The organism is Sphingorhabdus lacus (genome assembly GCF_009768975.1).
In the GTDB taxonomy this organism is placed as follows: domain Bacteria; phylum Pseudomonadota; class Alphaproteobacteria; order Sphingomonadales; family Sphingomonadaceae; genus Sphingorhabdus_B; species Sphingorhabdus_B lacus.
Window position 1 is genome coordinate 480,883 of record NZ_CP035733.1, and the last position, 21,948, is coordinate 502,830.

The following is a 21,948-nucleotide window of genomic DNA, read 5'->3' on the forward strand; positions in this document are numbered from 1 at the left end:
ATCATGCGCGAAGAACATGTCAAATGGGTCATGTTGGCGCTTGCCGCGCTCACTATCATGGGCAGTTACTACACTTATGATTCCATCGCGCCGGTTGCGGGGCTATTGCGTGATGAACGCGGCTTTACCCAGAGCCAAATCGGCCTGCTCAACGCCGTGTTCAATTTACCGAATATCGCGCTGGCGTTGATTGGTGGCATTTTGATCGACCGTATCGGCGCGGCCAAAGCAATCTTGATCGCGGCTGTCATCTGCACGATTGGTGCGACATTGACGGCGGTCGGCGAACCTTATGGATTGATGCTCGTGGGCCGGTTGCTATTCGGATTGGGCAATGAAACGCTGTACATCGCGCTGCTGGTCGGGATCGCGCAATGGTTCCATCTGGGCGGCGGAGCGCTCGCGATTGCGTTGTTCTTCTCTATGGCGCGTGTGGGGTCGTATAGCGCCGACAAATCGACAAGCTGGTTTGCCGATGTCTACGCGCAAGGCTGGCAGGCACCCTTATGGCTGGCGGCTGGGCTGACGGCGACCGGAGTGATCACGGCGGTCCTATATTTCATGATCGACAAAAAACTGCCGCACCTTCGTGCGGTTGGCCAAAAGTCAGAGCGTTTCCGGCTAAAGGACCTGACCGGTTTCAGCCGGTCTTTTTGGTACATATTGTGGCTCAATGTCCTGTTCGCGAGCGTGTTTTTTCCCTTTCGTTCGACCTTCTCCATCCAATATTTCATGGACGTGAAGGGCATGAACCTGGCCGACGCCGGGACCGCCAATTCCTATGTCTTCGCGGCCGCGATTTTCGCAACCCCGCTCTTCGGCCTTTTGGCGGACCGGATCGGACTAAGGGCGAGCCTTCTGACATTCGCCGCCGCGTTGATGCCGCTGACTTTCATCCTGCTGGCGGCAACCGACTATGGCTTGTGGGTGACGACCATTTTAATGGGGCTGAGTTTTTCCGTAATCCCTGCGGTCATCTGGCCTTCGACGGCGATGCTGGTGGAAAAACACCGGGTGGGCACCGCATTCGGGCTGATCAATATGATCCAGTCGCTTGGACTGGCGGCGGCCAATTACGGGGCAGGGCATCTCAACGATCTGTTTAATGCCGGGCCAGAAAATCCCGAAGGCTACGATGCCATGCTATTGATGTTTGCGCTGCTAAGCTTGGTTGCATTTATCTCGACCGTGCTGCTGCTGGTTCGTGAGCGGCGGCAACCCGGAAAGGGAATAGAAGCCCGCGAAATCTTGCAAAGTGATGTATCCATGCAACGCCACTGAAAAATATTGGGCGTATATCGAAAATGCATGACACTATTACCAACGCTGTCCATTAGCCATTAGCCGAGGTAATGCTAGCCAGACTTCTGGCGAGCGCGCTTGGGAGGGCAGCCGCGTGAAATTGCCGCAGGAATTTGATTTACATGCGTTAGAGGTGTTCGTGATGACTGTCGAGCTTGGCGGTATGTCCCAATGCGCCAACCATCTTCAGGTAACGCAGTCGGCTGTGTCGCAGACAATCGCAAAGCTCGAAACCGGTATCGGCGCCCCGCTCTTTGATCGCACCATGCGGCCCCTGGGTTTAACGGCCAGCGGAAAGTCGCTTTTCGCACGCGGGCAGAAGCTGATCGCCCATGCCCGTCTGGCCTATGATGAAGTGCGCGAGGGCGCAAATCTGCCCATTTCGAGCGTGACGGTCGCCATGTCGTTCAGTCTTGCCAACCAGCTAACCGCGCCGATTTTAAGCCAGCTCGGCTCGCGGGCCGATCGTTGGAATATCCGTTCGGGAATTTCCTTGGAGCATCAGGGCGAGTTTCTGGCGCGCGATATCGATATGCTGGTAACGGGCAGCTTTAATCTTGAACATCGGGACACAGTCGAGCTCCACCCTATTTTTGAGGAAAGCTTCATTCTGGTCTTCCCGAAGGACTTTAACGAACCGCTCGATCTAGTCGGCGTGCCGTCCTACCTTCCGTTCATCCGCTTTTCCCGTTTGACGGGTACAGGGCAGCAGATTGAACGGCAGATCGTCCGGATGAAGCTGAAGCTTCCGCAAATCGTGGAAGTCGAATCCTCGCACCAGCAAATGGCGCTGGTGGCAGCGGGCCTTGGTTGGACGATCACGACACCGGTCTGCTTCGCATCGGTGCAGGAACTATTTCCGCAATTGCGCGCCGAGCCCATGCGGCGAGGGCGTTTTTCCCGTTCGGTGCAGGTCGTCGCACGGACGAACGAGCTCGGCGATATCCCGCGTCTGACCGCCAGCTTATGCCAGCAGGTCTTACAGGAAAAGACATTCCCTCCGGTATTTGAGCAATATCCATGGATGGCGCAGCAGTTAAGCTGGCCCAATATGAATGTCGAAGATCATGAGTTGATCGCATGATGCGATCCCTTTTGTGGTCGGCATTGCTGCTATGCGCAATACCGGCTCAAGCTGACGTCCCCAGTAAGCCTGGTGTGGATGCACCCGAACTGGCTTTTATCGGGCCGTCGCCTGTCGGCTATCGAATGCTGACATTCACCCATAAAAATCAACCTGATATCGAAAACGCTGCCGGTTTCGACGCACCCGTCGCTCTGCGGGATCGCCGGTTGCAGGTATCGATCTGGTATCCCGCCCAAGCGCCCAAAGCGGGTGCGACATCTATGGTGTACCGCGATACTTTATGGGGTGAACCGCCACGCCAGCCAGTAAGCTTTTCCCAAAAAGGAATAGCAATTGCCGATGCTGCGCCCGAAGGGCGTCGGCACCCCCTGATTGTTATTAGCCACGGCTATAGCAACAACCCGGCAGTAATGACTTGGCTGTCCGAAAATCTGGCCTCGAAAGGCTATGTGGTGGCGGCGATCCATCATCAGGATCCCAATCCCTATGTGTCATCTGCCACCACGCGGGCGGCACCCAATTTCAACCGGCCGCGCGACATCGTGTTCGTGACCGAGAGGCTTCGCACCGAGTTGGGTAATCAGATTGATCCCGACAAAGTGGCTCTGATCGGCTATTCGCAGGGCGGCTATGGCGTCCTGACGGCAGGCGGCGCCAGTCTGGATCCAGACGGTCCGAATATGTCGCTGGTGGCGGGCGGATGGCTCACGAAATTTGCGCGGGGGACCAAAGAAGCGGGAAGCCTGAAAGTAGCGGGCGTCAAAGCGGTCGTTGCGCTCGCACCGGGCGGCGGCTTTCCCAAAAGCGCATGGGGACCCGAAGGGCTCAAGGAAATCACCGCCCCGCTCTTGCTGATCCAAGGTGATCAGGATCCGGTTGTGGATTATAAAAGCGGTGCGCTCGCGGTGTTTGGCGCGACGGTAAATGCGGAACGCTATCTTCTCACCTATAAGCAGGCCGGGCACTCCATTGCGCTCAATCCCGTGCCCGATGAAATGCGCGGTTCGCTGTGGGATATGGATTGGTTCGAAGATCCCATCTGGCGGCAGGATCGCATCAACGCCATCAACCTGCATTTCATCACCGCATTTTTGGCCGTTCATCTGCGCGGGGATACAGCGAAGAAAAGCTATCTGGATGTTTCCGATCCCGATTCCGATAAGGGCGAATGGAATGCGCCGGCGGGAACCCCTTGGGGGTCATATAGTCCCGGCGCACCAGAGGCCAGCTTGTGGAAAGGTTTCCAGCGACGCCATGCCCGGGGCATGGAGTTGCGCCATGCCCAGCCTGCTAAATAGCCGCCTAATCTAAAGCTTTCGCCGCCTCTTGCCAGAAATGGATGATGCCTTGGGTATAGCTGAGCGGGACATAAGCAAGGCAAGTGTTTTCGCTGAGCACATGCAGCCGGATGTTGACATGGTCGATGATGGTTGTGGCGCTAGAACCGACCGCAAAGGCCGGGTTTTCTGCATCGAACACGCCGCCTTCCATCAACAAACGACGCCAGCCTTCGCCCGACAGCAACACCCGCGTCACACCGCCACCAATCGCTGTCAAAGCACCATCATTTTCGAGAATGGACGGCAATGCGGTAGTATCGCCTTCGACTAGCCAAACCGTTGGTTCATATCGTATCAGGCGCAGCGCATCGCCACCGCTGGAGGCCCCCATTTTTGGCAAAGCAAAACCAGCCGCCGCCGCGAAACGTGTCGCCACAGCGTTCGGATTGCTCCAAATCTCTAATGCCCAAAGGGGCGCATGGGGTAGGGTGGAAACGGATACATCAGTCACGATAGCGTTCCCCCGCGACGTCATAGAAATGGGGCGCAACAACGCGCACGCGCGCCCGTTGTCCGCGGGTTGGCGATGTGGCGATCAGTTCCTCCCCATGACGCAGAAAGCCGTCTGTCAATTGCCCCAAAGCGAGTGACCCGCCATCCATGATGCGGAAGGCCGATGCGCTGACATGACCTTCTGGCGATTTGCCGTCAGGGGTGACGAGCATGGCCCCCTCGGGAATAGAACCCTCAACCGCTTCGAGTCCCACAAGCTGCCGGCGACCCGCTTCGGACAGTGCCGGACGGGTCAGGCCTGCTGCGCCTATGAAGCCACCCGCTTTGTTGAGCATTTTGTCGAGCGCAAGATCGTGCGGCGTCATGCGGCCGTCAATTTCGCCGCCCACCACCAGATGGCCCTTTTCGATGCGCAAAAACTCCATGGCTTCAAGGCCGTAAAGGCATCCGCCTGTTCCGACGACAGCGGTTTCGCAGGCCGCCCAAACCGGTTCTGCGTTGCGCGCATCGACATAGATTTCGAATGCACGTTCTCCGCTATAGCTCGCCGCGAGCACGAGGACTGCAACGCCCGCAATTCTGGCTGCGATCGTCGACATATGGCGGGGTGGTTCTTCGCCAATGAGTGTTGCAAGGACCGATTGGGCCTTCGGACCCGCTATAGCGATTCCCGCATAATGTTCCTGCACATTCACGACAGAAACGCGCAATTCCGGATGAAGATAATTGCGTACATAAGATAGATGCGTCGCCATTCGGTCCGCTCCGCCGGTGGAGCTGGTCAGCAGATAGCGATTTTCATCAATCCGCCAGATGGTGCCGTCGTCGAAGACGAAGCCATCTTCGCGCAACATGAAAGTGTAGCGCCCACGCCCAATCGCCAGTTTGCCAACGGTGGTGGCACAGACGGTTTCGAGCAGTTTCACCGCGTCGGGTCCGCTGACCTCAAATTTTGCCAATGTGGACACATCAGTCATGCCCACCGCGGTCCGCACCGACCGTGCCTCCCGCATGGCTGCCTCGGCAAGGCTTTCGCCGGTCATTGGATAGGCCCGCGGCCGGAACCAATAGCCCAGCGGCTGCCAGATCGGGTTCTTGGCCGCATGCACATCATAAAAGGCCAACCGGCGCTTATGTGCCCCCGCATCCTTCGCCGCTGTGCCTGCGAACAGGCCCATGGTGACGGGCGTATAGGGTGGACGGAAAGTCGTCAGGCCCGCCTCGGGAATGGCAACGCCCTGCTTTTCGGCGAGCCTAGCGAGCGCACCCATATTACTGGTTTTACCCTGATCGGTTGCCATGCCCAGAGTCGTATAGCGTTTGAGATGCTCGACCGACCGGTAACCTTCGGCCCAGGCCAGATCGACATCGGCCAAGGTCACGTCATTCTGGAAATCGACAAAACTCTTTTTCGCCGGAACGACAGGCGCAGAGGAAAAGACCGGGGCGGGGGCCGCCGCACCGCCGATGGTTTTCACATTCTGCCGTGATTGCGCAGGGACAAAGGCTTGCGCTGTATCGTTCCATTCCAGCGTGCCACCGGCCTGGCAATGCAAATGGACAACAGGCGTAAATCCGCCGGAGACAGCCAGCAGATCGGCATCCCAGCTTTTGGTTATGCCATCCACAATTCCCGACACACTTTTAAGGCAGTGGCGCGAACCTTTTGTTGCCAAGGGATGGGCGTTGTTAAAGGTCGTAAAACCATTCGCCTGACCGGCCGGAGCAGGACGTGCATCGAGAATGGCGACGATCTGCGCGCCTGCATCTTTCAAGGCATGCGCGGTTAAATAAGCATCATCATTATTCGTGGCTATCACGACACGCTGGCCGGGGCATACACCAAAGCGTCGAACATAAGTCCGCACGGCTTGTGACAGCATGACGCCGGGACGGTCATTATGGGGAAAGGCCATGGGGCGTTCGATAGACCCCGTCGCCAAAATTACGTGGTTTGCACGGACATGCCATAACCGCTGTGCAACGCCATTGGCGGGCACTTGTCCAGGCTCGGCAAGCCTTTGAGTCAGCGTGACCAGATCATGTTCCCAGTATCCGGACGCCGTTGTGCGGGTAAGAATATGGCCGCCTGCAGCACGAATGCGGTCTGCACTTTCTTTGGCCCATGCACTATCCAACTCTTGCGGATCGCGGATGAGCGAGGCGCCGAGGATATCATCCTGCTCGACCAAGATGACGCGCTTTCCGGCTTCTGCAGCTTCCAGTGCGGCGGCGATTCCGGCAGGGCCGGCGCCCACGACCAAGACATCGCAAAAGGCAGCACGCTGGCTAAAACGGTCCGGGTCTGCTTCGCGTGGTGCATTTCCCAGCCCAGCGGCTTTGCGGATGAAATGTTCATAGAACATCCAGCGTTTCGCCGAGCCAAAGAAGGTTTTATAATAGAAGCCCGCCGAGAAAACCGGTGCAGCGAGCCCGAATATCGCGCCGAAGTCGAGCGACAGATTGGGCCAGCGGTTTTGGCTCTGGGCGACCAAACCGTCATAGACAAAGACGTCAGTGGCGCGTGTGTTCGGTTCGGCCCGCCCGCCTTCGCCCACTGTCACTAGGGCGTTGGGTTCTTCGACACCGGCGGTCATGATCCCGCGGGGGCGGTGATATTTGAAACTGCGTCCGACCAGGCCGATGCCATTGGCCAGCAACGCCGCCGCAAGTGTATCGCCGGTGCGCGCGGTATAGCGCGTTCCATCGAAGGTGAAGCTGATGTCCTGCCCGGAATTTGGGCGCGAAGGGCCGTTCATGGCAAAGCCTCCGGTCCGACTGCGCGTATGTTTGAAATCTCGTTTGTGACGCGGTGGCGGGTCACCACCATCCACGCACGACAGCCGAAGGTATGACGCCAAATCTCGTCGTCAACACCGCGCGGATTGCCTCGGGTGAAGAGCGTCTGCATGGCCTCCTCATTGCAGGCACTTACCGGTGCAACGGAATCGACTGTGCGCTCATAGACAAATTCGGTCTGCGCGCGCGGGCCGCAATGGGGGCAAATAATCTGCATCATTAGCGGCTGTTCGGCATCGGGCCGGTCCCTGTTTCATCAATGGTCGCGCCGGTCATAAATCGCTCTAGCGAGAAGGGTGCATTTAGGGGATGGGCCGATCCCGTGGCGAGCGTGTGCGCATAGGTCCATCCGGACGCCGGTGTCGCCTTGAAACCGCCATAGCACCATCCGCCGTTGAGGTAGAGGTTGCGCACCGGTGTTTCGCCGATGATGGGCGATCCGTCGAAGCTCATATCGGTAACCCCCGACCATGTGCGCACCATCCGCAACCGCGACAGGGCAGGGACGAGGGCTAGTCCTTGCGCAATGGCGCCTTCCATGACCATCGGGTGGCCACGTTGTGCGTAACTTGGCCAATTGTCGGGATCGCCGCCAAAGACAATGCCGCCCTTGTCTGACTGGCTGATATAGCAATGCAGCGATTGCGACATGATGACGCTGTTGATCATAGGCTTGACGCCCTCGGTCACCATGGCCTGTAAGGTTTGCGATTCCACCGGCAGTTTCAGGCCTGCGAGACCTGCAACATGGCCGCTATGTCCTGCCACACAGATACCAACCCGGCCCGCACCGATCCGGCCCTGCGTGGTTTCAACGCCAACGACCGCATCGCCTTCGCGGACAAATCCGGTAACCTCGCACTTCTGGATGATGTCTACACCGAAGGAATCCGCGCCCCTAGCATAGCCCCATGCGACGGCATCATGCCGCGCAGTTCCACCGCGCCGCTGGATCAAGCCGCCTTCGATGGGAAAGCGGGCACTGCGCGACATGTCGAGTAAGGGCTCGAGCTTTGCGACCTCGTCGCGGGTCATCAGGTCGGCATCAATTCCATCACAACGCATGGCATCACCACGCTCGGCAAGCTTGACCATATCGGCATCGCTATGCCCCAAAAACATCGCGCCGCGCGGACTGAACATCACGTTATAATTCAGCTCATCGCTCAGATTATGCCATAATTTAAGGCCGAACTCGAACAGGTCGTGCAAGGGTTTCAAACGGTAATTCGACCGCACTATGGTCGTGTTACGGCCCGTGTTGCCGCCCCCGATCCAGCCCTTTTCCAGCACGGCAATGTTGCGCAGGCCATGAACTTTGGCGAGATAATAGGCGGTCGCCAGACCATGCCCGCCACCGCCGATGATGATGATGTCATAATGCGACTTCGGTTCCGTATCGCGCCACGCAGGCTGCCAATGCTTCTGGCCGTTCAGGGCCCCCCGTAGCAATCCAAAAGCCGAGTAGCGATTCATGAAATCGGCATCCACCCGCGCTTTTCACGCCAATCGGATTCCAGATTATCAAAGCGCGACAGCTTCAATATGTCGATATTCGCAAAGGAACAGGCACCATCAAGGACCAGATCGCGGATGGCGTGACCCGATGCGGGCGACAGGCCAAAGCCTACGCCCGACATGGATGCAACGACGACATTGTCGGGGCTCGTCAGGCGGTCGATAATTGGACGTCCATCGGGGGAGTTTTCGATAACCCCGGCCCAGCTACGAATGATGTTCAGATGGGCCGCCTTGGGCAAAAGCTCGGCCAAGCGGCTGGCGAGGTTGCGCATCAACGGAGTCGATGGCCGGTCTTTCGGACCCGTGGCATCAACTTCGATCCACTCATGCGGCCCGCCACCATAAGCTAGATTGCCGCGCATGGTCTGGCGTCCATAGAGTTTATGTCCGTCAACGCCGCCAATGGGCATCATGGGCGCTGGCTCGGTTATTATCATTTCTGCGCGGGCAGGGGCGAGCGGAATATCTATGCCGAACTGCGCCATCAATTGTGGTATCTGCGGCCCGGCCGCAACCACGACAGCATCGCAGCCATAGGTCGCCGTCGCCGTTTTGACCGCAGTGACTTTCCCGCCTGCGGTTTCAAAGCCGGTAACGGGGCTATGCTGGACAATCTTTCCGCCCAGATCCTGCAAGGCCCATGCATAGGCTTGCACACTTCGTTGCGGGTTCGCATGGCCGCCGAATTTATAGTGCACACCGCCAAAGCAATTATCGCCGGCCAAAGGCACCGCCTCTTGCACTTGCTTGACATCCAGCACCTCGACCGGATGCCCCAAGCGGTGGTGGCGCTCAGCGACGAAACGATATTGCTCCCACTGCCGTTCGGTCATCGCGATGATGATGCGTTCTTTCTGATGCTCGGTCGGATAGCCGAGCAATTCATCCATTTGCGGCCACATGCGCTGTTCTTCATCAAACAAGGGGCTTTGGTAATGGGATGCCCCGCCACCATTGCGGCCCGACGCTTCCCAGCCGACGATGAACTTGTCGAGCACGGTTACCTTGACGCCTGACCGCGCCAGCCACCAGCCTGCGCTGAGTCCGGTGACGCCGCCACCGACGATGACTACTTCCGACCCGCTCATTCGTACATCCCCGTGTAGAGCATCTGGCGATGGTCCTCTTCATATTGCGTGCCGAGATCCTCGACCGGGACCCATTGGGTCGGGATACCGAACCAGACGTCCCAAGCCGCCGACATGGCCTCCGGCTCATTCCAGTCAGCCATGATTTTCATAGGTAGCGGACGGACCGGGGCGCGATGCGATGCCAAGGGAATGGAACCGAAAGGTTTTCCGGATTCGAGCGCGAGGAGCATCGCCACCTGATCACGGCACCGACGACCTTGGCACACACCCATGCCAGCACGGGTGAGGCGTTTGATCTGGTCGGGATTGGCAGGGCCATCTTGCAGCAATGTGTCCAGCGACCGGGCGCACATTGGGTCGGGGCGCGACAGATAGTTAGGCGGTTGCACCCCAATCAGATCCGCGCGTGTCACTTCTTCGCACTGGCAAATGATGGTGTCGTCAGCACTGATGGTGGTCAGGGCCTGCATCCACTCCATACGGTACGCGACATGGTCGAACCCTGTGTCAGCCAAGCCCGCACAATCGCCCACGGCGGAAACTGTTGCTTCACCAAGCGGCACATAACCGCCACGTGTTGCGTTCAGCGAGCGTCCGCCGTGCATGGCGTCGACCAACTCAATCGATGGTATCAGACCAATTGCTACGCAAATGGTGTCGCACGGAACTTCTTGGCCATTGGAAAGTGTTGCAGCTTCGACGCCATCCATGCCGCCTTTGGCTGATGTGATGGCGGTGTTGCAATGGATCGCGATGCCCGTCTCCGCGAGCTTTGCTTGCAACTCCGCCGAAGCTTGCGGCGCGTCGCGTACTTCCACAAGACCAGCGACTTCAACCCCTCGTGCGTGCGCCATAATCGCGGTTTCGATGGCGAGATCGTGCGATCCAAGAACCAAAATGCGGTGCCCGGCAAAGGCGTCATAGCGCGTCAGCAACATTTGCAACGCCGCGGCACCCATAACGCCGGGCTGGTTCCAGCCAGGAAAGGCCATGGCAAGGTCCCGTGCACCGGTGGCGAGCGTGATGTGATCAAAGCCGATCAGCCATGACCGTTCTGCATCCGCAAGGCCAACAACCTGCTCGGGCAGGCTGGCGACGCCGGGGCCATTCCGGTAAACACCCCAGGCGGTCGTCCCCAATAAAAGTTCAACCCCGGCTTCCATCGCTGTTTCCAGCTCGGGCATGCTCATGAAGATAGCTTCAAGCATCCGCTCGCTATTCTGTGTCGCCGCCGTCATCCGGCCGCCGAAGTAAAGCGGCACGTCGTTGCCCATCAGCGCGCCAGAGACGGGGTTTTCGTCAACGAGTAAAACCTTGGTGCCTGCCTTTGCCGCTTCAATGGCGGCGGCTACGCCACTGGGGCCAGCGCCAACCACGACGAGCCCATAATGCGCTTCAGGCGCGCTGCGCGTGCCATTGACCGCGCAAATATCTGTTCCGGTAAAATTCAATTCCATCACACCGCCTCCAGTGCCTGCGCCAAATCGGCGATCAGATCATCTACATGTTCAAGGCCCACAGACAGACGCATCGTCCCATCGGTGATTCCGCCAGCCAGTCTTTGTTCGGGCGCAACAGCATAATGCGTCGTGCTCGCCGAATGGCAGATTAGCGTTTCTGAACCGCCCAGACTGACCGCCACTTTCAGGAGCTGCAGATTGTCCAGCATGCGAAATGCTTCCGCTTCGCCGCCATGAAGATGGAAAGAGAAAGTCGACCCGGCGGCCTTGCACTGGCGGTCATATACGGCGCGTGGCCGTGTGCCCTGTTCCAGAAAGCCAAGATAGGTGACGCCCGCGACCTTCGGGTGGTCGCGCAAATATTCAGCGACCGATTGCGCGTTGGTCATGGCGCGTTCGGTGCGGACGGCGACGGACTCTAATGAGCGGAGAACGAGCCAGGATGTATAGGGATCCAGATGATTGCCCCATGTCGTGCGCTGCATCCGCAATTGTTCGATCAAATCTTTCCGTCCGCTGACACCACCGGCCAGCAAATCGCTGTGCCCGCCGCAATATTTGGTGAGCGACGTCATGCACAAGTCGACGCCATGTTCGATCGGGCGTTGTGCAAAGGGACCAAGCAGGGTGTTGTCGACGACGACCAGCGGGCGGTGCCCCTGAAGCGCACCTACTTCGTCCGCCATCCGGACCATCAGATCCAGATCGACCATTGCTGCGGTAGGATTGGCGGGCGTTTCCGCAATGATCAGTTTCAATGTGCCTTTAGCCATTGCTGCCTGCGCCGCAGCGCGCACATCGGCTTGGTCCGTCCCGTCGAGATATGAGGCGGCGTGCGATCCGAATTGGGGCATGATGCTGTTGTACAGCATATCGACACCGCCATAGATGGGGCGACCATGCAACACGCTATCGCCCGCGCGCACATGGGCGAGCGCGATGCTGGAATGGGCCGCCATGCCACTGCAATAGGCAACCGCTTCTTCAGCACCATCAATCGCGGCGAGGCGCTTTTCCAGAAAGTCCAGGCCGGGATGTCCTAGGCGCGAATAGATATGGTTGGTTTGCCCAACGAGCGGCCCTGTGCCATCGAAATAAGCTTCGTGCACATCCTTGGCATGCTGTGCCGAAGGATACACAAAGGTCGAGGTCATGAAGATCGGTGGTTTTACCGATCCCATGCCCATCTGGGCGTCATAACCATAAGCGACAGCAAGCGTTTCGGGGCGCATCCCCTTGGGTTTATCCATTGGCATGGGCCGCAATATAAGCGCGCCCCTTATCGCAATACCAGTCAGTAAAACGCTGCGCGAGCATTTCGGCTTCCTGCGAATAGGGGCCCGGGGTGTAGCCTGGACTCAAGACGCCAATCTGATTGTTTTCCGCCAGCTGTTTGTCTTCTGCATTGGTGACAGTCCAAAGCGCAGCCAGTTTTTCGACGTCATAATCGACACCTTCCACGGCGTCCTTGTGGACATACCATTTGCCGGTCACATGTGTTTCTTCAGGGCCGACGGGCATCGCGCTGAACATGAAAACATGATCCGCGGTGCAGTGAACAAAGCAATGGGGATCGACTGCCCAACGCATAGAACCGATGTCCCCACCATTGGCTTCGCACATCAGCTTTTTGGACAGGTGTTGGCCATCGCTTGAAATCGATACGCAACCTTCGTTCAGCGCGAAGCGTGCCACTTGCCACCAATGTCCCTCAACCGGCGTTTGGGGTAGTCCATGGGCATCCATTGCTTTTTCGAAAGCGATCACACGTTCATCATGGCCGCTGTCGAAATGCTTCGACATGCCGACCGGGAAGGTCTTGGAAAGTTCGGGGTGCCCGGTGCTGCAATGATAGCATTCGCGGCCATTTTCCATCACGAGCTTCCAGTTGGCGTTTTCGACCAATACACTCTGGAAAGCGAGCTTGGCATCCTTCAGATGATGTGGAGCGGCATATAGCTCCAGCTTTTCACGGAAGTCGTCAATCGGCGGCGGAGTGTCGGCCAAACAAATGAATATTGTGCCGGAAATGCACTCGATCGCCACAGGCTTCAGGCCATGTTCGGTCTTGTCAAAATCGTCCGGCATGCGTCCGGCTGCGAAAAGCGAACCGTCGAGATCATAGGTCCAGCGATGGTAGGGGCAAACCAGCTTGGGTGCAGTGCCACTGCCCGGCGCGCAAATCATCGATCCGCGATGGCGGCAACTATTGTGGAATGCACGGATTTCACCTTGCCGGTCACGCGTAATCAGCACCGGCCACCGCCCGACCATCATCGAAACATAGCTACCCGCTTTCGGTAGCTCGCATTCCAGACCGGCCATCAACCAGCTCTGGCCATAGATCGCCGTCATGTCGAAATCGAAACTATTCTGTTCCGTATACAAACCCTGCGGCAAAGTATGCCCTTCGCGACGCTGAACGAACAGCGACTCTATCCGCTTCAAATCCATGATTTGACCCTTGCTCAATTCTCTCCAATGCTGGAATGGTCCAGTTGAGCGGTGTAATAAAATCGCATTTTCGCATAGCCCTATGTCAAAATGTCGGGCACCACTCACGCTGTTCTGTCGCGTTACGTTGAAAGGTCGAGATCATTTCCAACCGTAGCACTATCAACCGCCGTTGGTTGCCGCTCAATGCCCTTCGTGCGTTTGAGGCCGTAGGACAAAATTTGAGTTTTACCGGCGGCGCTTCCGCCCTGTCCGTGTCCCAGAGCGCCATGAGCCGACATGTCGGTGGCCTCGAAGAATTGTTGGGAAAACAGCTATTTGTCCGCGATGCCTCGCGGCTCACACTGACGGCGGCGGGCGAAGAGCTTTTGCCGGTCGTCAGCAAATGTCTGGACCGGCTTGAGCAGACAATGAATTCGATCCGCGATGACGAAATGACCGGACGTTCGCTGCGATTACATGTTCCCCCATCGCTGTTGCAGCAATTGTTTTTGCCAATGCTGCGCGACTTTCGGGCCGAACATCCGGATATCCGCCTCGATGTTTCAAGCGCCCATGTCACGGGACTGCCGCCGACGGATTTTGATATGGCCATCGCCTATGACCGGCCTAATGTTGATGACCGCGTTACAGACTTGTTGTGGATGGTGCGTGTGGCCCCGCTTTGCTCTGCCGAAACCGCCAAATCCAGTGTGGGTCAAACTCTGGAGCAGTTTCTCAGCAGCGAAGAATTATTGCATCTGAAACTGGATGGCGAACCTCGCGACCTGCTTTGGCTGGCCTATCTGCGGCAATGTGGTCTTGCTGTTCCCACGCAAGGTGGCCTCGCGTTCGATACTACGATTGCGGCAGCCCAATATGCGATGACCGCCAATGGCGTGTTCCTGGGCGACGTGGATATGTTCGCGCAGGAAATAGCCGACGGTAGGTTGGTGATGCCCTATGATGCCATTATCGAAGACGGCTATGGCTATTATCTGAAGCTGCATGCGGATGATCTTGCCGATCCGGCCATTTCGATGATCCGGAGCTGGCTGATCAGCCGGTTCGGGGCATTGCGACCAGAGCCGCGTCTGGACGCGCAAGGCTGACAAGCCGCAATCCGCTCTTTTCTGCCGTTTGGATCGCAAGATCAGTCGCCGCCGAAATTGTCACGAGCATCGGGCATTGGGCGAGTATTGTTTTTTGCACCAATTCCAAACTGCAGCGCGCTGTCAGTAGGATGAATCCCTCCGAGGGCGCAATCTGGGCCGCGGCGAGCGCGCCAATCAGCTTGTCGAGCGCATTGTGCCTTCCGACATCTTCCCGGGTCATTTGTATAGACCCGTCGGGCGCGCAAAAAGCCGCCGCGTGTGCGGACCCCGTCGCTGCGTTCAATCGTTGATGCTCGCGCAACGAAGTCAGGGCTGTAAATAAGGCGCTGTCGGGCACATCAAGAGAATTTTTTATAAAGGGCAGGGCGCGCATAACTTCTTGCAGATTATCCATGCCGCACAGCCCGCAACTGCTCTCCGAAACACGTTGCCTTGCGCGCTCGATTACTTTCTCGGCGTTCGCATTGGGTAGCTGTATCCTAACAATCAAGCCCAACTCGCTTTGGTGTATATCAATCGCTAGAATCTGGTCAGGGTTGTCGATCAGCCCTTCGGAAAGACTAAATCCTATTGCATAATCATGAAGGTCGATAGGCGTTGCCATCATGACGGCATAGCCGATGCCATTATACTCGATCGCGATTGCCGCTTCGACTATGGTGTGCCGAACGATTTGCGCATTTTCGCTGCCATCCGATTTGACGACGTCAAAATCGACCGGGATCGCGCCATTTTCAGGCTGAGGCATGTGCTTGCGCTAAACGCTGCACCGCAGCCGCCGCGACAGGAGAAAGACCTTCGCGGTTACTTTCGAATATCATCTGCTTCATTCGCGGATCCCAGAACAAGTGGATATGCTCAGCCGTCGCAGTCACAGGGTCCGGGTCCGTCGCCAGATTAGTAGCGATCCGGTTGAGCATATACACAAGGCGTTCAAGGCTTGTCACTCGGCTGGCACCTCGGTCGCTATCCGCCGTGCGCGTTCGGAAAGTGCCTCATATTCCTCCTGCCAATCGGTGGGACCGTTGGACGAGCTGATCTGGACCGCAGTAACTTTATATTCAGGGCAATTGGTGGCCCAGTCGCTAAAGTCGGTTGTGACCACATTCGCCTGTGTAACGGCGTGGTGGAAGGTAGTGTAAACGACCCCCGGCGCGACACGGTCCGTGACTGTCGCGCGCAACGTCGTTTCTCCTGCGCGGCTGGCCAGTTTGACCCAATCCCCCGACTTTATGCCACGATCTTCGGCATCCACCGGATGTATTTCGAGCAAATCTTCCGGGTGCCATGCGACATTTTCGGTCCGCCGCGTCTGGGCACCCACATTATAATGCGACAAGATACGGCCGGTCGTCAGCAATAGCGGGAAACGCGGACCGGTTTTTTCATCGGTCGGGACATAATCCGTCACAACAAACTTGCCCTTGCCACGCACAAAACCATCGACATGCATGATCGGCGATCCGTCCGGCGCGGCATCGGTTACCGGCCATTGCAGCGATCCTTCTTCGTCCAGCCGGGCAAAGGAAACCCCCGCAAATGTTGGGGTCAACCGTGCAATCTCGTCCATGATTTCGGACGGATGGGCATAATTCCAGCCGAGCCCCATAGCTTGGGCGAGGCGCTGTGTGACCTCCCAATCTTCCAGGCCATTAAGAGGTGTCATCACCTTGCGAACGGGTTGGATCCGACGTTCGGCATTTGTGAACGTGCCGTTCTTTTCCAGGAAGGTCGATCCGGGCAGGAATATATGTGCGTAATTTGCAGTCTCATTCAGGAAAAGATCGTGCACGATGACGCATTCCATGGCCGCAAGTCCTGCCGACACATGTTTTGTATTCGGGTCTGACTGCAAAATATCTTCGCCCTGCACATATAGCGCCTTGAACACGCCATCGACGGCGGCGTCGAGCATATTGGGGATGCGCAGTCCTGGTTCGGGGTCAAGCGCTACGCCCCAATCATTTTCGAACAGCTTTCGCGCATCACCATCACTGACATGGCGATATCCCGACAGTTCATGCGGGAAGCTGCCCATGTCACACGCGCCTTGGACGTTATTCTGACCGCGCAACGGGTTCACGCCAACGCCGCGCCGTCCGATATTGCCGGTTGCCATGGCAAGATTGGCAATGGCCATGACGGTCGAACTGCCTTGCGAATGTTCGGTGACGCCCAAGCCATAATAGATCGCACCATTGCCGCCGGTTGCATAAAGCCGCGCTGCGGCGCGCAATTCTTCGGCATCGACTAAAGTTACCGGTTGCAGGCTTTCTGGGCTGTTGCGGGGCTGCGCCACAAATTCGGCCCAGTGGCGATATTCATCCCAATCGCAACGTTCTTTAATAAAGGCCTCATTGGCGAGCCCCTCGCTAACGATGACATGCGCCATGGCCGTCAGCACAGCGACGTTTGTCCCGGGGCGAAGGGGCAAGTGATGATCTGCCTCGATATGCGGAGACCGCACAATGTCTGTGCGGCGCGGGTCGATTACGATCAGCTTTGCAGGCGGACGTCCATCCTGTCCCCGCAGCCGTCGTTTCATGCGGCTGGCGAACACGGGATGCCCGTCTGTCGGATTTGCGCCGATGATGAGGATGACGTCGCATTCCTCAACGCTGTCGAAATCCTGAGTGCCTGCGCTGGTGCCGAAGGTTGTCTTTAATCCATAGCCGGTAGGCGAATGGCAGACGCGGGCGCAGGTATCGACATTGTTGTTTCCGAACCCGGCGCGGACAAGTTTCTGGACCAAGAAGGTTTCTTCATTGGTGCAGCGGCTAGAGGTAATTCCGCCCAAGGCATGGCGGCCATAGGTGTCCGAAATGCGCTTAAGTTCGGAAGCTGTATAGGCGAATGCCTCATCCCACTCGACCTCACGCCATGCGTCGTTGATCGATTTGCGGATCATCGGTTTCAGGATGCGGTCCTGATGCTGGGCGTAACCCCACGCAAAACGCCCTTTGACGCAGCTGTGTCCGCGGTTGGCCTTGCCATCCTTGTAGGGCACCATGCGCACCAATTGTTCGCCGCGCATCTCCGCACGGAAGGTGCAGCCGACGCCGCAATAGGCGCATGTGGTGACCACACTGCGTTCGGGCGTGCCAATCTCGACGACTTTTTTCTCGACAAGCGTGGCGGTCGGGCAAGCTTGCACACAAGCGCCGCAGGAAACGCATTCGGATCCCAGAAAATTGTCGCTCGCCAAACCGGCAGAAATTTTGGAATCCCACCCACGGCCTTCCATGGTGAGCGCCAGTGTTCCCTGAACCTCGTCGCATGCGCGTATGCAGCGCGAACAGGCAATACATTTGCTGGGATCGAAATCGAAATAGGGGTTCGAATGGTCCTTTTCCTGACCCAAATGGGTGCTTTGCACCTCATAACGCACATCGCGCAGGCCGACCGCGCCTGCTTGGTCCTGCAACTCGCAATCGCCGTTGGCGGCGCAGGTCAGACAATCAAGCGGGTGGTCGGAAATATAGAGTTCCATCACGCCTTTGCGCAGCTTTTGCAGATGCGGCGTTTGGGTGTGGACGACCATATCCTGTTCGACGGGTGTTGTGCAACTGGCTGGCGTTCCCCTGCGGCCATCGATTTCGACGAGGCACAGGCGGCACGAGCCAAAGCTCTTCATATTGTCGGTGGCGCACAGCTTGGGGATCGACGTCCCTTGTTCGGCCGCTGCACGCATCACGCTTGTTCCTGCCGGAACGGTGACTTGCCGCCCATCAATGGTGCACGTCACAAGATCGCTCGATCCGCTGGCTGGCGTACCGAAATCTTTCTGCGGCTGATACGTCATAGGTTCACCTTACACGAAATCGGGAAAGCCATCATCCTTGTCCCGCAAATTTGCACGAAAATTCTTCCAAATCGGCCGGCGTATTGAAATTTGCATGGGCAACGGTCGCGGGCAAAGCTTGCGCACCGATTGTTTCAATCCAGTGCCGCATTGAGTGGTTAAACTGCTGTTCCAGATGCCGTTCCAGAACGGGAGCGAGCGAAGCAGGCCAAAGGCCAAAAAGATAATGCCCCTCGACAAAATAGGCCGATTGCGTGTCCGCAGGATCCGGAATTAGTGGAAGTGGCAAGACGTCGCACCCAGCCGTCAGGACGTAGTCAAAACCGTTGTCCCGTGCAAAATGGAGCGCGGCATTCAATCCGCCCAATGGGCCCATATCGGTAGCCGGGCGGTCGGCAACGCACCGGATACCGGGCCATTCCCGGCCACAGATGATCATTGCTTCAACCCGAGTGCCCAAGCATTCCGCGACATGCTCGATCAAGGGGCGGCCATTGAGCAATGCGGCTGCCTTATCGCTTCCAAAGCGTGTGGATTTCCCCCCGGCAAGGATAGCGCCCAACCGCTTCACCGAAAGTCTTCCGGAAAATGGGTGATGGCCGACATAACAGGGTAAGGCGTAAATCCGCCAAGCGCGCACAGCGAACCAAATTTCATCGTTTCGGAAAGGTCGGCCAGAAGCGCCAAATTCGCTTCGACATTTTTGCCTGCGATAATTTGGTCCAGAGTTTCAACGCCGCGCGTGCTGCCCAAACGGCAGGGTGTGCATTTGCCGCAGCTTTCTATTGCGCAGAATTCCATGGCAAACCGTGCCATCTGCGCCATGTCCACGGTATCGTCAAAAACTGTAATTCCGGCATGACCGATCAAGGCGTCGGCGGCGGCAAAGGCTTCATAGTCGAAAGGCAGGTCGAAACGGGAAGGGGGAATATAGGCCCCCAAAGGCCCGCCGACCTGAACGCAACGCACCGGCCGTCCGCTTTCGGTGCCGCCGCCAATATCGTTGACCAGTTCGCCCAATGTGATGCCAAATCCGACCTCGAACAATCCGCCATATTTGACATTACCTGCCAATTGGACAGGCATCGTCCCTTTGGAGCGTCCCATGCCATAGGACGCATAGGCTTCGCCGCCATGCGTCAAAATCCATGGAATGGCGGCAAGTGTCAGCACATTGTTGACAACGGTCGGCTTGCCGAAAAGCCCTTCCAGCGCGGGAAGGGGAGGTTTTGCGCGCACTTCGCCGCGCTTTCCCTCAAGGCTGTTCAGCAAGGATGTTTCTTCGCCGCACACATAGGCGCCGGCCCCGACGCGGACCTCGACTACAAAAGGTGCCACCAGATGTGTCGATGCAGCGATGGCGGCTTCCATTTTGGCGATGGCGTGCGGATATTCGGACCGGATATATACATATCCCTTGCTAGCGCCCACCGCCAACGCAGCGATAGCCATGCCTTCGATCAGCATGAAGGGATCGCCCTCCATCACCATGCGGTCCGCAAATGTCGCGCTGTCGCCTTCGTCGGCGTTGCAGACGATATACTTCGAATCCGCTTCAGCCGATGCGACGGTCTTCCATTTAATGCCCGCCGGAAAGCCCGCGCCTCCACGGCCCCGTAGTCCGGATGCAAACACCGTTTCAATCGTCGCGTCCGCGCCAATAGCCCGCGCTTTCGCAAGACCGAGCCATCCCTCGCTAGCGTAATAATCGTCGAGCGATGTCGGCCGGGTCTTGCCAGCCCGCGCGAAAGTCAGGCGCGATTGAACGGTGAGGAACGGATGTTCCGCAATCGCACCGATTGACTCGGCTTCGCCCGCCAAAATGGTACCAACCTGATCGGCTGTTACATTCGCGTAGCCGACGCCTTCGACATCGACCAGCGGTTCGAGCCAATGCATGCCCCAGCTCGACACGCGCTCAACTTCTGCACCGGCGTGCATGAACGCCTGTGCAACGGTGTCGGCACCGCAAGCTATCGCAAGAGCGTCATCGGAAATGCGAATTTTCACAAGCTAGCCAACAACGCGGTCAGCCGCGTGCTATCCAAACGGGCGTGTACGGTCTCACCGACCAGTGCGGCGGGACCCACCGAGCATAGCCCCAGACAATAGATGGGCTCCACCTTTACGCGGGTCTGGCCCTCGGCGACCGGAACCAGCGCTTCCACGCCTCGCGCCTTGCACGCTTCCGCGCGACAAAGTTTGAGGACCGGTCGCGTCTCGGCCTCTGTCCGGAAATCATGATAGAAACTGACTACGCCATAGACCTCTGCACGGGTCAAATTCAGGGCATGCGCAATTTCCCGCATCGCCTCTTCGCTGACATGGCCGAACACCTTCTGCACATCATGCAGGATGGGGAGCAAAGGGCCTTCGCGCTCTGCATGTTCGGCCAAAATGTCGGCAAGCGATATCATTCAATAAACTACGACGCTTCGGATGCTCTCGCCTGCATGCATAAGGTCGAAGCCTTTGTTGATTTCATCGAGCGTCAGAACATGGGTGATCATGGGGTCGATCTGGATCGTGCCGTCCATGTAGAGATCGACGATCTTCGGAACGTCGGTACGGCCTTTCGCCCCACCAAAGGCAGTCCCGCGCCAGTTGCGGCCGGTCACCAGCTGGAATGGACGCGTGCTGATTTCTTTGCCTGCCTCGGCGACGCCGATGATGATGCTGGTGCCCCAACCGCGATGGCATGCTTCGAGTGCTTGGCGCATTACGGTCGTGTTACCCGTGCAGTCGAACGTATATTCCGCCCCGCCGTCGGTCAGCGCCACCAGATGCTGGACAATATCGCCTTCGACATCCTTGGGGTTAACGAAGTGCGTCATGCCGAATTTCTTGCCCCATTCTTCGCGGTCGGGATTAATATCAACGCCGACAATCATGTTCGCGCCCGCCATCTTCGCGCCTTGCAGCACGTTCAGGCCGATGCCACCCAGACCAAAGACGATGACATTGTCGCCGGGTTGCACCTTTGCGGTGTTTGTGACAGCGCCGACGCCCGTCGTCACGCCGCAACCAATGTAGCAGCTGGTCTGGAACGGCGCGTCGCCACGGATTTTCGCGACGGCGATTTCCGGCAAAACCGTGAAGTTCGAAAAGGTCGAGCAGCCCATATAATGGAAGATCGGCTGACCTTTATAGCTGAACCTTGTTGTGCCATCTGGCATCAGGCCTTTACCTTGCGTTGCGCGGATCGCGGTGCACAGGTTCGATTTTCCGGACAGGCAGGTTTTGCACTTGCCGCATTCGGGGGTGTAGAGCGGAATAACGTGATCGCCGGGCTTCACACTGGTGACGCCCGCACCAACTTCGCGTACGATGCCTGCACCTTCATGGCCCAGAACGCTGGGAAAGAGGCCTTCACTGTCCAATCCGTCGAGCGTGTAAGCGTCGGTATGGCAAATGCCCGTCGCCATAATTTCTACCAGAACTTCACCCGCCTTCGGGCCTTCGAGATCAAGTTCGACAATCTCCAGTGGCTTCTTCGCTTCAAAAGCTACAGCGGCGCGGGTCTTCATTTCGGTCTTCTCCAATTC

General features: G+C 57.6%; 19 protein-coding genes. 4 read left to right on the forward strand and 15 right to left on the reverse strand.

All coding sequences use genetic code 11. The features are described 5' to 3' along the window. Positions 1-3 precede the first annotated feature (3 nt). The 3 genes from EUU25_RS02185 (at position 4) to EUU25_RS02195 (ending at position 3,687) form a co-directional block, all read left to right on the forward strand. Positions 4-1,281 (forward strand): MFS transporter, encoded by a 1,278-nt coding sequence (locus tag EUU25_RS02185; protein WP_158897889.1) that lies wholly within the window; start codon positions 4-6, stop codon positions 1,279-1,281. 115 nt (positions 1,282-1,396) lie between these two features. Further along, a complete protein-coding gene (locus tag EUU25_RS02190; RefSeq protein WP_246162854.1) occupies positions 1,397-2,386 on the forward strand; it encodes a LysR family transcriptional regulator in 990 nt (329 codons plus the stop codon). Further along, entirely contained in the window at positions 2,383-3,687 is a 1,305-nt protein-coding gene (locus EUU25_RS02195; RefSeq protein WP_158897891.1) for an alpha/beta hydrolase family protein, read from the forward strand. The genes EUU25_RS02190 and EUU25_RS02195 overlap by 4 nt, the downstream gene beginning before the upstream one ends. Before the next feature lie 4 nt (positions 3,688-3,691). On the opposite strand, the gene EUU25_RS02200 is transcribed toward EUU25_RS02195, so the two are convergent. Genes EUU25_RS02200 through EUU25_RS02235 form a run of 8 tightly spaced genes read right to left on the reverse strand, consistent with a single transcriptional unit; the run spans position 3,692 to position 13,507 of the window. Continuing rightward, on the reverse strand, positions 3,692-4,180 hold the full coding sequence (locus EUU25_RS02200; protein WP_158897893.1) for an aminomethyltransferase family protein: 489 nt from the start codon (positions 4,178-4,180) through the stop codon (positions 3,692-3,694). Continuing rightward, positions 4,173-6,941: an FAD-dependent oxidoreductase gene (locus tag EUU25_RS02205; RefSeq protein ID WP_158897895.1), complete on the reverse strand. Its 2,769-nt coding sequence runs from the start codon at positions 6,939-6,941 to the stop codon at positions 4,173-4,175. Before EUU25_RS02205 ends, EUU25_RS02200 begins: the two co-directional genes overlap by 8 nt. After that, positions 6,938-7,201 (reverse strand): sarcosine oxidase subunit delta, encoded by a 264-nt coding sequence (locus EUU25_RS02210; protein WP_158897897.1) that lies wholly within the window; start codon positions 7,199-7,201, stop codon positions 6,938-6,940. Before EUU25_RS02210 ends, EUU25_RS02205 begins: the two co-directional genes overlap by 4 nt. Continuing rightward, the gene (locus EUU25_RS02215) at positions 7,201-8,457 is read right to left on the reverse strand and encodes a sarcosine oxidase subunit beta family protein (protein WP_158897899.1); all 1,257 of its coding nucleotides are present in this window, start codon (positions 8,455-8,457) and stop codon (positions 7,201-7,203) included. The genes EUU25_RS02210 and EUU25_RS02215 overlap by 1 nt, the downstream gene beginning before the upstream one ends. Continuing rightward, positions 8,454-9,590 carry an NAD(P)/FAD-dependent oxidoreductase gene (locus EUU25_RS02220; protein WP_158897901.1) on the reverse strand — a complete coding sequence of 379 codons (1,137 nt, stop codon included), beginning with the start codon at positions 9,588-9,590 and terminating at the stop codon, positions 8,454-8,456. The genes EUU25_RS02215 and EUU25_RS02220 overlap by 4 nt, the downstream gene beginning before the upstream one ends. Continuing rightward, the gene (locus EUU25_RS02225) at positions 9,587-11,050 is read right to left on the reverse strand and encodes an FAD-dependent oxidoreductase (RefSeq protein WP_158897903.1); all 1,464 of its coding nucleotides are present in this window, start codon (positions 11,048-11,050) and stop codon (positions 9,587-9,589) included. The genes EUU25_RS02220 and EUU25_RS02225 overlap by 4 nt, the downstream gene beginning before the upstream one ends. Continuing rightward, positions 11,050-12,303, reverse strand: coding sequence for a cystathionine gamma-synthase family protein (locus EUU25_RS02230; RefSeq protein ID WP_187351287.1), 1,254 nt, complete (start codon positions 12,301-12,303; stop codon positions 11,050-11,052). The genes EUU25_RS02225 and EUU25_RS02230 overlap by 1 nt, the downstream gene beginning before the upstream one ends. Continuing rightward, entirely contained in the window at positions 12,296-13,507 is a 1,212-nt protein-coding gene (locus EUU25_RS02235; protein WP_158897907.1) for an aromatic ring-hydroxylating oxygenase subunit alpha, read from the reverse strand. The genes EUU25_RS02230 and EUU25_RS02235 overlap by 8 nt, the downstream gene beginning before the upstream one ends. Before the next feature lie 176 nt (positions 13,508-13,683). Between EUU25_RS02235 and EUU25_RS02240 the strand changes: the two genes are divergently transcribed. Beyond that, positions 13,684-14,598, forward strand: coding sequence for a LysR family transcriptional regulator (locus EUU25_RS02240; RefSeq protein ID WP_222848821.1), 915 nt, complete (start codon positions 13,684-13,686; stop codon positions 14,596-14,598). Here EUU25_RS02240 and fdhD read toward each other — a convergent pair. From fdhD to EUU25_RS02275, 7 genes are read right to left on the reverse strand one after another with little or no spacing between them, the layout of a single operon-like run. Further along, positions 14,546-15,349: a formate dehydrogenase accessory sulfurtransferase FdhD gene (gene fdhD, locus EUU25_RS02245; RefSeq protein WP_158897909.1), complete on the reverse strand. Its 804-nt coding sequence runs from the start codon at positions 15,347-15,349 to the stop codon at positions 14,546-14,548. The genes EUU25_RS02240 and fdhD overlap by 53 nt on opposite strands. Continuing rightward, positions 15,336-15,548 carry a formate dehydrogenase subunit delta gene (locus EUU25_RS02250; protein ID WP_246162857.1) on the reverse strand — a complete coding sequence of 71 codons (213 nt, stop codon included), beginning with the start codon at positions 15,546-15,548 and terminating at the stop codon, positions 15,336-15,338. The genes fdhD and EUU25_RS02250 overlap by 14 nt, the downstream gene beginning before the upstream one ends. Then, entirely contained in the window at positions 15,545-18,403 is a 2,859-nt protein-coding gene (fdhF, locus tag EUU25_RS02255; RefSeq protein WP_158897911.1) for a formate dehydrogenase subunit alpha, read from the reverse strand. The genes EUU25_RS02250 and fdhF overlap by 4 nt, the downstream gene beginning before the upstream one ends. A gap of 31 nt (positions 18,404-18,434) precedes the next feature. Further along, positions 18,435-18,974: a molybdenum cofactor guanylyltransferase gene (gene mobA, locus EUU25_RS02260; RefSeq protein ID WP_158897913.1), complete on the reverse strand. Its 540-nt coding sequence runs from the start codon at positions 18,972-18,974 to the stop codon at positions 18,435-18,437. Continuing rightward, positions 18,971-20,413 carry an NADH-ubiquinone oxidoreductase-F iron-sulfur binding region domain-containing protein gene (locus EUU25_RS02265; RefSeq protein WP_246162859.1) on the reverse strand — a complete coding sequence of 481 codons (1,443 nt, stop codon included), beginning with the start codon at positions 20,411-20,413 and terminating at the stop codon, positions 18,971-18,973. Before EUU25_RS02265 ends, mobA begins: the two co-directional genes overlap by 4 nt. Continuing rightward, positions 20,410-20,820, reverse strand: a complete 411-nt coding sequence (locus EUU25_RS02270; RefSeq protein WP_158897915.1) for an NAD(P)H-dependent oxidoreductase subunit E — start codon at positions 20,818-20,820, stop codon at positions 20,410-20,412. The genes EUU25_RS02265 and EUU25_RS02270 overlap by 4 nt, the downstream gene beginning before the upstream one ends. Further along, complete coding sequence (locus tag EUU25_RS02275; RefSeq protein ID WP_158897917.1) at positions 20,821-21,930, reverse strand: S-(hydroxymethyl)glutathione dehydrogenase/class III alcohol dehydrogenase; 1,110 nt, start codon at positions 21,928-21,930, stop codon at positions 20,821-20,823. It lies immediately after the preceding gene. Positions 21,931-21,948: the final 18 nt, after the last annotated feature.